Origin of the sequence: Psychrobacter sp. JCM 18901 (assembly GCF_000586435.1) — a bacterium.
Classification (GTDB): Bacteria; Pseudomonadota; Gammaproteobacteria; order Pseudomonadales; family Moraxellaceae; genus Psychrobacter.
Genome location: NZ_BAWH01000004.1, coordinates 15,183 through 29,811, shown reverse-complemented (window position 1 = coordinate 29,811; position 14,629 = coordinate 15,183). Strand labels below are relative to the sequence as shown.

Annotated in this window: 11 protein-coding genes, 4 tRNA genes and 3 pseudogenes; 11 read left to right on the top strand and 7 right to left on the bottom strand. The window is 43.2% G+C overall.

The annotated features are described in order from the left end of the window. The first annotated feature begins 7 nt into the window (after positions 1 to 7). From TT11_RS04555 to TT11_RS04510, 10 genes and pseudogenes are all read left to right on the top strand, one after another. A complete protein-coding gene (locus tag TT11_RS04555; protein ID WP_261869221.1) occupies positions 8 to 1,585 on the top strand; it encodes a tetratricopeptide repeat protein in 1,578 nt (525 codons plus the stop codon). A gap of 191 nt (positions 1,586 to 1,776) precedes the next feature. Further along, positions 1,777 to 2,409, top strand: a complete 633-nt coding sequence (lolB, locus tag TT11_RS04550; protein WP_261869219.1) for a lipoprotein insertase outer membrane protein LolB — start codon at positions 1,777 to 1,779, stop codon at positions 2,407 to 2,409. Positions 2,410 to 2,499: 90 nt separating this feature from the next. Beyond that, the gene (gene ispE / locus TT11_RS04545) at positions 2,500 to 3,498 is read left to right on the top strand and encodes a 4-(cytidine 5'-diphospho)-2-C-methyl-D-erythritol kinase (RefSeq protein WP_261869218.1); all 999 of its coding nucleotides are present in this window, start codon (positions 2,500 to 2,502) and stop codon (positions 3,496 to 3,498) included. A gap of 135 nt (positions 3,499 to 3,633) precedes the next feature. Continuing rightward, a tRNA-Gln gene (locus TT11_RS04540) sits at positions 3,634 to 3,709 on the top strand. Positions 3,710 to 3,950: 241 nt separating this feature from the next. Next, positions 3,951 to 4,026 (top strand) — tRNA-Gln (locus TT11_RS04535). A 109-nt stretch (positions 4,027 to 4,135) separates the two neighbouring features. Then, positions 4,136 to 5,084, top strand: a pseudogene (locus TT11_RS04530) (ribose-phosphate pyrophosphokinase). Positions 5,085 to 5,507: 423 nt separating this feature from the next. Further along, a complete protein-coding gene (locus TT11_RS04525; RefSeq protein ID WP_101205141.1) occupies positions 5,508 to 6,188 on the top strand; it encodes a 50S ribosomal protein L25/general stress protein Ctc in 681 nt (226 codons plus the stop codon). A 175-nt stretch (positions 6,189 to 6,363) separates the two neighbouring features. Beyond that, a pseudogene (gene pth / locus TT11_RS04520) lies at positions 6,364 to 6,944 on the top strand (aminoacyl-tRNA hydrolase). 100 nt (positions 6,945 to 7,044) lie between these two features. Next, on the top strand, positions 7,045 to 7,425 hold the full coding sequence (panD, locus tag TT11_RS04515; protein ID WP_010196068.1) for an aspartate 1-decarboxylase: 381 nt from the start codon (positions 7,045 to 7,047) through the stop codon (positions 7,423 to 7,425). Positions 7,426 to 7,613: 188 nt separating this feature from the next. Next, positions 7,614 to 8,639, top strand: coding sequence for a calcium/sodium antiporter (locus TT11_RS04510; RefSeq protein ID WP_261869216.1), 1,026 nt, complete (start codon positions 7,614 to 7,616; stop codon positions 8,637 to 8,639). A gap of 78 nt (positions 8,640 to 8,717) precedes the next feature. Here the strand turns inward: TT11_RS04510 and TT11_RS04505 are convergent, their stop codons facing one another. The 3 genes from TT11_RS04505 to TT11_RS04495 form a co-directional block, all read right to left on the bottom strand. Further along, a complete protein-coding gene (locus tag TT11_RS04505; RefSeq protein WP_261869215.1) occupies positions 8,718 to 9,398 on the bottom strand; it encodes an RDD family protein in 681 nt (226 codons plus the stop codon). A 262-nt stretch (positions 9,399 to 9,660) separates the two neighbouring features. Beyond that, positions 9,661 to 9,737, bottom strand: a tRNA-Arg gene (locus TT11_RS04500). A gap of 182 nt (positions 9,738 to 9,919) precedes the next feature. Further along, a tRNA-Ser gene (locus TT11_RS04495) sits at positions 9,920 to 10,008 on the bottom strand. 352 nt (positions 10,009 to 10,360) lie between these two features. Between TT11_RS04495 and TT11_RS04490 the strand changes: the two are divergent. Then, positions 10,361 to 11,156, top strand: a pseudogene (locus TT11_RS04490) (hydroxymethylpyrimidine/phosphomethylpyrimidine kinase). Between the two features lie 103 nt (positions 11,157 to 11,259). Here the strand turns inward: TT11_RS04490 and TT11_RS04485 are convergent. The 4 genes from TT11_RS04485 to tilS form a co-directional block, all read right to left on the bottom strand. Then, positions 11,260 to 11,820 carry a YggT family protein gene (locus TT11_RS04485; protein ID WP_224737825.1) on the bottom strand — a complete coding sequence of 187 codons (561 nt, stop codon included), beginning with the start codon at positions 11,818 to 11,820 and terminating at the stop codon, positions 11,260 to 11,262. A 128-nt stretch (positions 11,821 to 11,948) separates the two neighbouring features. Beyond that, positions 11,949 to 12,320: a pyrroline-5-carboxylate reductase gene (locus tag TT11_RS04480; RefSeq protein ID WP_261869212.1), complete on the bottom strand. Its 372-nt coding sequence runs from the start codon at positions 12,318 to 12,320 to the stop codon at positions 11,949 to 11,951. Between the two features lie 11 nt (positions 12,321 to 12,331). Continuing rightward, positions 12,332 to 12,781 (bottom strand): pyrroline-5-carboxylate reductase, encoded by a 450-nt coding sequence (locus tag TT11_RS04475; RefSeq protein WP_261869211.1) that lies wholly within the window; start codon positions 12,779 to 12,781, stop codon positions 12,332 to 12,334. A 177-nt stretch (positions 12,782 to 12,958) separates the two neighbouring features. Beyond that, complete coding sequence (gene tilS / locus TT11_RS04470) at positions 12,959 to 14,545, bottom strand: tRNA lysidine(34) synthetase TilS (RefSeq protein ID WP_261869210.1); 1,587 nt, start codon at positions 14,543 to 14,545, stop codon at positions 12,959 to 12,961. Positions 14,546 to 14,629 lie beyond the last annotated feature (84 nt).

The following is a 14,629-nucleotide window of genomic DNA, read 5'->3' as shown; positions in this document are numbered from 1 at the left end:
ACCAAGCTTGTACGCTCTACTGGATGCCGAGTTTGCTGCCGATCGCGATGACAAACGACGCGCGGTCTCTATTTATAAGCAACAGTCTTTTAAAGAAGATGCGACAGCCGTGTTCGAGAGAGCGCTTAGCTTGTCTTTGCGTAACGAAAGGGTTGAAGACTCATTACAGTTTGCCAAGACATGGCAAGGCCAAAACCCTGACCACGTACCTGCTTGGTTTTATGTCGCGCATTTGGCCTTACGCGCCCACGACTATATATTAGCGGGTGAAACTTTAAACCGCATCTTGCGCTATGACCCACGCGCAGACTTAAGTGAAATTCTCATAGGCATTTACCCAAATAATGATGATGACAAACGTGAGCTTCTTGCCGCGTTGCAGCCACTAGATAGCGAGCAAAATGCCTCATTGTCAGTATTAAAAGCAGGTTTACTCTATCAGTTTAACGAACCTGAAGTGGCTATCGTTCATATCAATCGAGCGCTAGAGCGTCAGCCAGACTACGTGCCCTTTATTACGTTAAAAGCCGATATATTGCGTAAAATCGTGACCGCAGAAACCGTCATCAATTATGTCAGTCAAGCTCGTCTACGTAACCCTGATAGCAAAAGCTTATATTTATATGAGATTCGCTATCTATTAGATTTAAAGCAAAGCGAACAAGCGTGGAAGTTACTGCTTGAGGCGCATAGCCGTTTCAATGATGATTCTGAAATTACCCTGCTTGCAGCTTTAGTAAGCCTAGATATCGAAGAGTACGCTAGCGCCGATGAGCTACTCAATATGCTTGCTAAGAGTCCAGCGTATCTTGATCAAGCCTACTATTATCTAGGTATCAGTGCTGAGCGTCAGCAGTTGTTCGATCAAGCTAAATACTACCTCAATGGCGTCATGCAAGAGGATTTGGTATTAGAAGCGCGTAGAAAGGTAGTGGCGTTTGAATTACTCGATAATGACATCGATGGGGCAATCGCGACTTTAGAGAAGCTGCGCAAAGACTTCACAGTATTCGCGCCTGACACTTTTGTCATGCAGGCCGATATCTTGTGGCAACAAAACGAGTCGGATGAAGCACTGCGCTTACTGACCCGTGCCGCTCGTAAATATCCTGATAATGAGATGCTACTCTTTGCGCGGGCTCAGCTGTTAGATGATAAAGCAGACTATGTCGTTAAGCGTACCCTGCTTAACCATTTGCAAGCATTAGATCCTAGTAACTTATCCTATCAGTTGAGCTATGCACAGTTGCTACTGGCAAATGAGCGCAGCTCAGAACAAGGTCTAGCATTAGCTACCGCAATTATTCAGATTCGCTACGATGACCCACGTTATGATAACGACCTACATCTGCAAGCCTTAAATGTCTTGGCAGGCAATGCATTGGCCAAAGAAAACTATCAGCAGGTCATCGACTATCTACAGACACCTTATGATGTGCTGCCAACTCTGCGCTCAGGTACGCTGCTATTGCGCGCCTATCAAGGCTTAGGCAACAATGACAAAGTTGAGGCATTACTCGCAGATTTGCAGCAGCGCTTCTCGTTTGGACAACATAATATCAATGACCGCATACAGCTGTATTAATAGCGCTGATTTTGGATATGTTATTCGAGCTTTGTAGTCACAGAGATATGATAGTTGATAAGGTTTTTAGAAATAACGAAGCATTTATAAATTACAAGGTCGTTATAAGAAGCTAACAGCCATGCATAACCAAGCAACAAATAACGCTTAAGCTAATATCTTTGTACATCTTTCCATTTTGAGAAACTATTATGTCAGCATCAATCACTTCTTATAAGCCAAATAAACTGGCTCTGCTTACTGCTATAACTGCAGCCATGGTCATAACCTCTGGCTGTCAGTCATTAAAAACAGCCAATGCGACTAACCAATCGACGACTACTGTACAAGGTCAAAACGCTGAGCAACCCAAAAAGCTAGAGAGTTTTAATATCACCGGTAAAATTGGGGTGACGACGCCTGCGAATGATTCGACCGGTACCCAAGGTGGTAGTGCATTTTATGCATGGGGTCAGCAAAACGACCGATTTGCTATTGAGCTGATTGGCGCACTTGGTATTGGTAAAACCAACATCGAATACAATGGTCAGACCGCTACTCTAGTCAGCGAAAAGACAGGCACATTGACCGCTGACGACCCTGAAACCTTGCTAAAGAAAGCGACTGGTTGGCAAGCACCAATTTCACAAATGCCTTATTGGATTTCTGGTCGCCCAGCACCTTCAGATAGTGCGCCACAAATGGATGATCAGAGCCGCTTAGTTAGCTCAGTCAATGGTGAGTGGACAGCCAGCTTTACTTATAAAGGTACAGATAAGCTACCTAGTAAAATTAGCGCAGTACAACCACAAGGCAACAAAGTTGTAATGACGATTAACCATTAATCCATCATTGATTAATGATATGAACTACGCTAAAAACCATCATTGCTAATTAAGATAGCTGTTTATAACTGCACCGTATGATAAAAAAATATGACTGAAAATATAGCTTCATCATTTGCTTCTATGATTACCCGTTTATCACCTGCAAAACTCAATCTATTTTTGCACATCACTGGTAAACGAGCCGATGGCTATCATAATTTGCAAACGGTATTTCGCCTACTTGACTGGGGCGATTACTTGCATTTTTCGGTTAGCAACGATGTCGTAATTTCTACTATAGCTAGTGAATTAAGCGCTAATCAACTCTGTCATCAGCTACTGATATTAGATGGTGCAGAGGCTATCACTATTAGTATAGAAGACAATTTAATTTTCAAAGCGGCACGCGCATTGCTAGCATCTGCCATACAGTCAAACACTTTACCTGAGCAGTTAGCAAAAGTGCATATCACTTTAGATAAGCATTTGCCAATGGGCGCGGGTCTAGGCGGTGGCTCATCTAATGCAGCAACGACTATGCTAGTGCTCAATGAGGTTTGGCAGCTTAATTTTACTTGTGATGAACTTATAAAGATTGGCGCGACTGTAGGTGCAGATGTACCAATATTTATATTTGGCCAAGATGCTGTTGCGATGGGTATTGGTGAAGAACTGACTACGATTGAGTTGCCTGACCAGCAATATTTAGTACTGACGCCTAACGCTCATGTCAATACCGCTACCCTATTTGCGCATCCTAAACTACAGCGAGATATCGCGCTCTTATCAATACAGAAGATTCAAAGTCAGTCTAATTATTACGTTCAAGATTTACTTACGCCTTATCATAATGTCTTTGCCCCAGTGGTCACAAGCCTCGCGCCTGCTGTTGCAGATGCCTTTAATTATTTGCAGGAGTTAGAATCGCGAGCACTCGGTACAGCACGTATGACTGGCTCTGGTAGCGCAGTGTTTTTGCCGTTGGATGCGAGTGTGGCTATTAATAAAAAAACTTGTGGCGAAGTGGATTGCAGATGCGCCTTGTGCAGGGTATGTCGTTGGAAACTTAAAATAGCACATACAACCTTTAGATTTCTTATCATCTAAATAATGACAACGGTAGGATTGCCTATTTTAATTTGCTAAAACAGCGCCAGCAGTAACCTATGATGAATAAATACCAGAAAAAGCTGCAAATGACTTGCAAAATCTGAAAATTTACTTATAATAGGTCGCCACAATAGGGGTATAGCCAAGTTGGTAAGGCATCAGGTTTTGATCCTGACATCCGTTGGTTCGAGTCCAGCTACCCCTGCCATTTTTTTAGTACGAAGCGTTAGAGATACATCGAGTATAAGCGGTTTATAGACAGCCACTTATCTTATTGTCATTGACAACGTTATCCCAGTTTCGGTATAGTTCGCAATGGACACCGCTAGGGAAAAGTTATGTTTTAAACGGTTTATCCGTTTTTTAGATAACTGACAGGTCATGACACTATATTGAGAACGACTACTTAGTCGCTATTATATATCAGTTGTTCATAGCCTAGACATTACAGGGGTATAGCCAAGTTGGTAAGGCATCAGGTTTTGATCCTGACATCCGTTGGTTCGAGTCCAGCTACCCCTGCCATTTTTTACTGTAATAGTATACTTCAACACCTTCACCACTCTTTTCTTAATTTGAGCAGTTTGACACTGCTTAGCGGTCGCTGCTTGAGTCAATCAATAGGACTTCTGTCATGCCTTATTTGGCGATTTTTACGGGTAATGCCCACCCAGAATTAGCAAAAACCGTAGCCGATCATCTTCACATACCTCTTGGTAAAGCTGACATCACGCGTTTTTCTGATGGCGAAATTGCCGTGGAAATCAAAGAACACGTACGTGGTAAAGATGTGTTTATCATGCAGCCTACTTGTGCACCGACCAACGACAACTTGATGGAAATCATGATGATGGCTGACGCTTTGCGTCGCTCTAGTGCTGGCCGTATCACAGCTGTCATGCCGTATTTTGGTTATGCTCGTCAGGATCGTCGTCCACGCTCAGCTCGTGTACCTATCTCGGCTAAAGTGGTCGCTGACATGCTGAACATCGTCAGTATCGATCGCGTAATGACTGTTGATTTGCACTCAGATCAGATTCAGGGTTTCTTTGATATCCCTGTAGACAACATCTACGGCACACCTGTATTGCTAAACGACCTACAAAAGCAAGACTATGACAATATCATGGTTGTTTCACCTGACGTAGGCGGCGTGGTTCGTGCACGTGCGATGGCCAAACAGTTAGGCGATACCGACATGGCAATTATTGATAAGCGCCGTGCTCGTGCCAATGAGTCACAAGTAATGCATATCATCGGTGATGTTCGTGACCGTGATTGCGTTATCGTTGATGATATGGTCGATACTGCAGGTACATTGTGTAAAGCGGCCGAAGCATTGAAAGAAAATGGTGCACGTCGCGTCTTAGCTTACATCACGCATCCTGTCCTATCAGGTAATGCACTAAAAAAACATCAGCGAATCTGCATTGGATGAAGTGGTTGTGACTGATACGATTCCATTATCTGCTGAAGCCAAAGCATGTAGCAAAATCCGTCAGGTAAGTATTGCACCGATGCTGGCTGAAAGCTTACGCCGTATCAATAACGAAGAATCTATTAGCGCGATGTTTGACGCTTAATCTGATACAGTTATTTTTAAAACAGCCATTGCGTTAATTTTGAATAGCAATGACTGTCATAAGACATCTTAAATAGTTAAAAAAACAGAGCGTCAAGTATCCTTACTTGGCGCTTTGTTTTGTGTAGGCGTTTTACGTAGGTCTTTATTATTGCTACAGAATCACGTATAATGCGCGCCTGTGCTGACCTTTTCGTTGTTTTTATTAGGCCAGCACTATCAAAAGTGCTGATCATGCTTAACAGCAACCATCGTTATAGTAATTATCATAGCGAGCGCTGCTATAAGCAAATGGCTAAGCTTAGACATTACGAGTTTTATTCGTAACGATAATATTAGCTATCATCACGTATTAGTGGATTGGTCGCAAATCCACTTTTTTTTATGACCAGACACTTCATCTTTTTTTTATAGGATTATATCCATGAGCATTAATCATTTTGAACTAAACGCCGTTGATCGTGCTGCTGAACTACAAGGTAAAGGTGCGAGCCGCCGCCTACGTAAGCAGAACCTAGTTCCTGCTATCATCTATGGTGGTAACGAAGAGCCAACAGCTATCTCTATTAAGCTTAACGAACTAGTAAAATCACTAGAATTCGAAGCGTTTTTCTCACACATCTTGACTATCAACGTTGACGGTGAAGAGCATCAAGCAGTTATCAAAGACTTGCAGCGCCATCCAGCTAAAGGCTTCCCAATGCATGCTGATTTCCAGCGCATTGTAAAAGGTCAGAAAATCCACATGAACGTTCCTGTTCATTTCACTGGTCGTGAAGATGCGCCTGGTACTGCTGCTGCTGGTGTACTATCTACTCTAGTATCTGATATCGAAGTTATCTGCTTACCATCACAACTTCCTGAATACCTAGAAGTAGATGTGTCTGGCATGGAAATCGGTGATTTGTTCCGTCTATCAGACATCAAACTTCCTGAAGGCGTTGTTATCCATGAGCTTGAGCTAGAAGACGGTCATGACCGTACTATCGTTAACATGCAGCCACCAACAGTAGAAGAAGTTGATGCTGATGCTGACGTTGATGCTGATGAAGTACCAGCAACTGAGCAAAACGACGGTACTGACGAAAACAAAGACAGCGAGTAATAACTGTTTCTAACTAGTGCATTATTTTGTGCTGGTTAGTGATACATTCGTTTAGTCAATAAGACAGCAGGTGATTAAAATCTCCTGCTGTTTTTGTAAGTAAGGTTTGAAAATAAACTGTCTATCAGTACTTCAAACCTTACCCCTATTTATCAAATTCAAGCAGGGTGTTTTTATGGCCATAAAGCTTATTGTCGGTCTTGGTAATCCTGGTCAGCAGTATATGTTTACGCGTCATAATGCAGGATTTTGGTTTGTCCATCATTTGGCTCAGCAGTTTAATATCACGCTCTCCCTGATAAGAAGTTTCATGGAGTGACAGGGCGTGGGCAAATTCATGGGTCTGATGTGCGTTTACTTATGCCGCTGACGTTTATGAATAAATCTGGTCAGTCAGTGGTGCCTATGGTAAATTTCTATGGCATCAAAAATGATGAATTGTTGATTGCTCATGATGAGCTCGATATTCCAGCTGGTAGTATCAAACTCAAAACAGACGGTGGACATGGTGGTCACAACGGCCTACGTGATATCACGCCGCATATCGGTAATGACTTTCATCGTCTGCGTGTGGGTATCGGTCATCCTGGTCACAAATCCAAAGTCAGTGGACATGTCCTCTCAAAAGCGTCTTCCGATGAGCAAATCGCCATTGACAGCGCATTGACGGCGGCATTTGAAGCGCTCCCCTTATTGCTAGATGGAGAGGTCGAAAAAGCACGTTCACAAATTAATGGCTTTAAATTACCAGAATAATATAGTCATTCAATGATAATGACCTTTTATTTTGGCAGTTTTATCCCCATTAACCTTTTGATTTAGTTAATTAATATCAGTTACGCCAAGGAACCAACCTATGCTACTTAATATGCTTAAATGCAAATTACACCGTGCCCGTGTTACCCACGCTGAACTTCACTATGAAGGCTCTTGCGGTATCGACGGCGATCTATTAGATCTTGCTGGTCTACGCGAAAATGAATCTATTGATATCTATAACGTGACCAACGGTAAGCGCTTTCGCACCTATGCTATCCGTGCTGAGGCGGGCTCTGGTATTATCTCATTAAATGGTGCTGCGGCTCATATGGCAGATTTGGGCGATATCGTTATCATTTGTGCTTACGCGCATTTTGATGAAGTTGAAGCGTCAACGTATCAGCCAAAACTGGTCTATTGCAACGAAGACAACACTGTAAAAGACACTGCAAATATCATTCCTGTACAAGTTGCTTAATATGACAGGATGGTGAGGTTTTGGTAAATTTAAGATAAACACAAAGTTACATCTTTGAATTAGCTGCTATTATTACTAAAAATCTCGATGCTAAAGGGAAAGCTGAATCTAAATCAAGATTCGGCTTTTTTTATGCCACTTTTATTTATCAAATTCACATTTTTCATCATATATAAGGAAACATACTGATGTGGTTGGCCGCGCTTGCAATACTGATTGGGTTAGCAATTTTAGTTTGGAGTGCCGATGTCTTTATTGATGGGGCGACAGCACTAGCAAAGAAGTTTAGTGTGCCTAGCTTCTTAATTGGTGTCTTAATATTGGGTATAGGCACGTCAGCGCCTGAGATGGTGGTATCAGTACTAGCAGCGATAGAAGGCAGCCCTGAGCTGGCTCTAGGTAACGCTTATGGCTCAAATATCATCAACATCGCATTGGTACTCGGTGCAACCGTATTGATTAGCCCTATTATCATCCGTAGAAGCATCGTAAAGCGCGACTTGCCCTTGCTGCTACTGATTACTGTCATCGCCGCTTGGCAGCTACGTGATGGGACATTGAGCCAAGCTGATGGTATCGTATTGTTGATTTTGTTGGTCGCCGTTTTAGGACTACAGATCATAATGAGTATACGCGAAGGCTATCATGAGCACGAAGACGATGTAGTCGTGGCTAGTGCTGACTCAGCGCACTCAAATAACTTAGAGCACTTAAATAACTCAGAGAGCTTAGAAAAGCTAGAACCAAGCGTAACGCGTGGTCTTGTCAGTTTAATTATCGGTATGCTGATGCTCGTAGCCAGCTCACGCGCTATCGTTTGGGGTGCTGTCGAGTTGGCAACGCTATGGGGGCTTAGTGAGCTTATCATTGGTCTAACGATTGTCGCCGTTGGGACCTCATTACCTGAACTGGTATCGAGCCTGTCAGCAGCTCGTAAAGGCGAGCATGATATGGCGCTCGGCAATATCATCGGCTCTAATATTTTCAATACTTTGGCAGTTGTCGGCTTGGCAACGGTCATCGCTCCTATTGCCGCCGACCCAGTGATTCTATCGCGTGATGTAATGGCAATGGGACTATTGACGATATTGCTAGTGACACTATGCGTGTTTGCCTTTAAAACAAAGCGCCAATTCGGTCGTACGTCAGGTGCTACGTTGGTGCTGTTCTTTATGGGCTACACCGCATGGCTGATTCAAAGCGTTAGTATGTAACTGTTTAGGCTAAACCAGCTGAGCAGTGCTACAACTAAATTATCACGTCGATAAGAGTTACTAGGTTAATAAAAATTGTTACGTCAATAAAATCAGATTAAGATTTTTCTTACGATTTTTAAAACCGCGCCATAGCCCTTCATGTGCCACTTTTGGCATTTTTAGGGTGATGGTGTTGGACAGCATATCTTGTACCGCCAGACCGCGAGGGTTGAACAGACAGAACACATAGTTGAATACCAAACCAAGAAACGCGCTGGCCAATAAGGCTGCGCGTGACCCATCAATAAGACTGCCAATAATGCCGAAAATCAACGGCATCAAACAAGCGGCCAAAATACGCTTAAACGACTGACCCCACGTTAGCCATTGGCCTGCATCATTAATCGTTTTTAATCGCCACGTCTGCATACCTAATGTCTGACCACCACGGCGCCAAAATATTCCGTAGAATGCCACAAGTGTTAGTACAAACGATGGCGTCATAATGGCGTTCTGATACCAGAGCGGCAGTGACTGAGCTTGTGAGGACTCAGTACCCGTCTCCATGGTCAACAGTGTACCCACCACAGTCAATATAGTACCGACCAAAAACAGTAATGCCAAAATCAGCATACCATCATAGAGAATCGCCACGACACGAATCATAGGCTTAGCGATGGTTGGCTCTTCGTTAGGATCTTGCTGTACAGGCGCACTAGATTGAGGCTTTGATTTGCGAGTCGTTTTTGACGGACGTTTAGATGGACTTTTTGACATGGTACAAGCTCATAGCAAGCAGTGAATAGTAACGCTATTGTACCGTAAATGGTGGGGCTATCGTACATTATCCTAGATGACTATTTAACATCGTAGATGGCCTAAAATCGTAGATGGCTGTCCAATCATGCTACATACAAGAGATGGTCGAAGAATAAATAAGTAGAAGGGTGAAAGTTACAGACATAAAAAAACCGCCAATTGTCATAAGACAGGCGATTATTTTAATGTTTTATCAGCTTAAATTAAGCTATTATGCAAATGGTGCGCCTGGAGAGATTCGAACTCCCGACCCCTTAGTTCGTAGCCAAGTGCTCTATCCAACTGAGCTACAGGCGCGTATTTTGCACTTTATCCACTGCGCAGATAATATCTTTTGCAGTAAATTAGGTTGGTCATTATATAGATAATATCGCTTGTGTCAACATCTTTTTTTAATTAAAAAAATTATTTTTTTGAATTAATTATTAAAATGTTTAACGCAGTATATTGCGTTATTACTCTAATAACAACTGAATAAATGGCGGTGAAGGAGGGATTCGAACCTCGATACGCTTACACGTATGGTTCCTTAGCAGGGAACTGGTTTCAGCCACTCACCCACTTCACCTAACGATTCAAGACATTTATAAAATTTCTATAAACATAGTATTGATGCTAACAATACGTCTCATGTCGTGGGCGAGTATTATAACAAAGCCGAAACGAATTGCAAGCGTTGTCTACAGATTTAATGCGGCTTTTATCAAAATTATAAATATAAGTACTTATATTGCATTTTTATACGGAAAATTGCGGCATATCATTGCTAAATTTAACGACCAAACTGCTTATTAATATTAGGTCTACTCATTCTACCGTTTTATGCCCCATCCACAAGCATAAGACTATGATAGATTTTTTTAGTAGTAGGTGGCTATAGTATTTATCACTTACTTTAAAATATCTCAAAAGGAGCTGTTATGCGACCTGTCGTACTGTGTTTTTCAGGGTTAGACCTTCAGGCGGTGCTGGATTACAAGCGGATATCGAGGCCATTGGACAGTCAGGGGCACATGCAGCCATCGCGTGTACAGCGGTCACTATCCAGAGCTCACAGCAGGTATTTGGCTTTGAGGCTTGTGCCGCATCATTGGTAAAATCCCAAGCTACTGCAGTACTTGATGACTTACCTGTTAGTGCTATCAAATCAGGTATGCTAGGCACCACTGATAACATCGCAATGTTGACTGAACTATTTGCTGATCAAGTTATCGATAAGGATACGCCATTTGTCTTAGACCCTGTACTAGTTGCAAATAGCGGTGGCAGCTTGGGCGATGAAAAAAAACTCTGGTTAGCGCCTTTAGACAATTGCTGCCCTATGCTACTTTAATTACTCCAAATACTCATGAACTACGAGCGCTTAGCGGTGAGCAAGACCTGCATGTCGGTGCGAAAAAGCTATGTGCTCAAGGCGCTCATGCGGTATTAGTAAAGACCTCACATGATTTTGATAGTGGTGATATAGAGCAGTACTTATATATACAGGGCGAAATGGTCCATAAAAGCACCTTGCCGCGCTTAGAGGGTGAGTTCCATGGCTCAGGATGTTCACTTGCCAGCTTTATCGCTGGACGCTTGGCAATAGGCGATGCTCTCATCGATGCTGTGCAAGCCGCAGACAGTTGGATTACCCAGACATTGCGGGCAGCTGATGCACCGCATCCTGATGATGCGCAAGCTCAGCTCATACCAAATCGCTTTGTTCGTTTTTAGAATATTTACAAAGCAATAGCTTACCCAAGTAGCAGACATAAAAAAAGGCGCTCTATATTTCTATAGAACGCCTTTTTATGACAGTCTTTAAATTTGATTAGACTTAACCCAAGGTTGGCAACACACTCGCGGCCAAACCACCGATGAATATCTCCAGCAAATAAAATGCTAAGAAAGCCACCATTGGCGATAAGTCGAGCATACCTAAATTCGGCGTGATACGACGAAACGGGGCCAAAATAGGCTCAGCCAAATTAATAATAATGCCAATAATCGGATGCTCAGATCTGGTAAACACCACAATCCAGCTAACGATAATAGAACCAATCACTAAATAGCGACACATGCGTAAAAAGTCTAACAATAAGCTAGTCGTACCCGTAAAGAATAGCGGTACAGGGGCAATACCTTTATGCGTCAATGCGGCTTTTCCAGAAATGTCGATTAGACGAATCAAAAACATCAGCACGATAGCGGCAATGCTAATACGACCCTGTGCAACAGTCGGAAAAATACGCCCGAACACATCGACGATATGCGTCGCTTTATAAGCAGGTGCAATCATCGGATTGCTCGCATCCATCCCTGCAAACTGCAACATAAAACGAATAAACACCAGCATCATAGCGAATGTGGTGACCAAATCAAAAATTTGAAATAACATGTTGTTCATGAAGTGCTACTCAATGTGACATTATTAACAGATTCTAGGATGACAAATGTCATTATCAGATGCTGATGATTACATAAGGTGTGTCGTCAGTGGTGACTCACAGCACACCTTGTCAGTGTTTACTTACTCATCTCTTCACTTAACGCTTGGCTACGATCATAGCAAGCTTGCATGGCCTCGCTGATTTGACGACCAATCTCATTTGCTTGCATTGACTCGACCGCTGCCTGAGTAGTACCGTTCGGTGAAGTCACTTTACGGCGTAACTCAGCTGGCGCATCATCACTGTTCATCGCCATTTTTGCAGCACCTAACATGGTCTGCATAGCAAGTGCTGAGGCTTGTTCTTTATCTAACCCTAATGCAACTGCCCCATCGACCATCGATTCAATGAAGTAAAACATATACGCTGGCGCTGAACCTGATACGGCTGTGACCGCATGCATATGTTCTTCGTCATCAACCCACATGACCAAACCTGAGGCTTCCATAACGGCCGTTGCTAGCTGCTTCTGTTCTGCTGAAATGTTATCTGTACCATAAAGCCAGTCGCACCCATTTGAATCATAGAAGGCGTGTTTGGCATTGCACGGACGATATTGCTATAGCCGCCCAACATGTTTGATAAAAGATCAGTCGACAAGCCTGCCGCCACTGAAATGACCAATTGATTGTCTAGCACATCAGCAAAAGCACCAACGACCACCTTCATCATTTGTGGTTTGACTGCTAGCACCACGATATCCGCACCGATCACAGCAGACTTTGGATCAGCCATTGGATCAACAGTATTTAGACCTTTGGCGGCTAATTGCTCACGTGCATCGCTGCTAGGATCGGCGACCGTGATTAGATTTGGTTTGATGCCGCAACCCACAAGCCCGCTAATGAGCGCTTGTGCCATGTTTCCGCCACCAATAAAACTGATTTTTTTATTATCTAATACCGACATACTTGTCTCCTAGTCACAAAATTCAAAGGTATTCAACTTAACATACTGATATGTAAAATGACACTCAGTTTATCATACTGCCACTATTACCGTTTGATAAATTCAAAATGTCACGCCTGACATCAACCTGATAAAAATCAATGAGTCAGCCAACGGATATTAAACTTTTGACACTTTTTATTTTAGACTAAGCTCACTTGCAATGTACTCAGCCAATTGATTGCTTTTAGCATCGCTATCGGTATCGTTACCCGTCTGCTCAGAACTCAAGAGCCAACTCTCAAATGGTGACGCTAGTAATAGAGGGATATCAGTTTGTATATCATTTCCATCTTCGAATTCATTTATAAAGGTAATGCTAACCACAACCAAGCTTCCTCGTAGCCATAGTGGAATCCCAAGCGTTTGATACAGTTTTTTTCCTGCTTGTGGACGCGCAGCCATCTTAGTTTTTAACCGTTGCTTACGGTCTAACGGTGCTATTTTTAACACTGCCTGCTGTGCTATACCGCCCGCACTATTTTCTAACAATCGTACCAGCGCATCTGCTTTTACTTGCAACTGCCAAGTATAACGATCACTGCTACGTATGGTGAGTGATGTTAAATTATTAGCTGAATGACTAGATAAGTTACTAGATAAGGTCAGTCTGGATAGTGGCAGCACCTGCTCGGTCAGTGGTAACTTCAGCCAAGACAGCCACCCGCTACTCATACGATAGAGCTGCTGACGATAGCGGCGAATGGTATAAGATGCCTTACGACCTTGCCAAAACAGTTCTGTCTGATGATCTTGGTCGTCACGTTGGCTGAGAGTTAGCACATCATCGACGAGTTGCTTAGCAGGTGGTAACGGCTCATCTTGACCGAGCCAATAGTGCAATAATTGCCGCTGACGATACATGGGTAGCTTTTGCAACGCATTGATATCTAGTACGCGCTGTGCGGGTAAAAGTTGCAGGTCTGTATTTTCTGTCTGCTGCACATCCTGCATAGCTTGAGAATTGATTGTATCCTGTGCATCACTTAACAGCTGAGCGCTGCGAGCAATATTATCAATAACATTAGGATTGTATGTAGCCAGTATTGGCATGATATCGCAGCGTAGCCCACTACGTACGTTGTCGCCGCTGTCATTGGTAGGATCATCTATATAAGGCAGCTCTAAGCGCTTGGCGTAGGCGCTAATAGTGACTCGTCGTATCGTGAGCCAAGGTCGCCACAGGATATTGTACTGTACGCCCTGTGTTTGCACTCGCCATGGCTGCATACCAGAGAGACCATTGACTCCAGCGCCTTGAATGAGCCGCATCAATACCGTTTCGGCTTGGTCATCAGCGTGATGCGCTAATAGCAATACATCGTCTTGATTGATATGAGCTCGCATAACATTATAGCGTGCTTGCCGAGCGGCCTGCTCATCATGTCCGTTCACTTGTGCCTGTAAAATGCGACAAGGTATCTGCTGCGCTTGCGCCCAGTTGGCAACATGCTTAGCCCAATGCCAACTATCCGACTGTAACCCATGATCGACATGTAACAGCTGCGGCAGACATGGCAATTTACCTTGTCGGTAGAGCTGCACACACAGCGCTGCAAGTGCCAATGAATCACGTCCACCACTACATGCCAGCCAAAGACGGCGACCATGCAACTGATCACTATACTCAGACATACTGTTCAATAAGGCGGTTTCTAGTGTCTCATCAACTGGCAAATCAGCAATTGGTTTAATAGGATGCGAGATGATTGCGCTGCTGGTCATATTCAGCCTTATTCTTAGTTACGTTAGATGCTTTATATACTAACAGCCATAAAAAACGTGCCATTAAATGACACGTTTTTATTT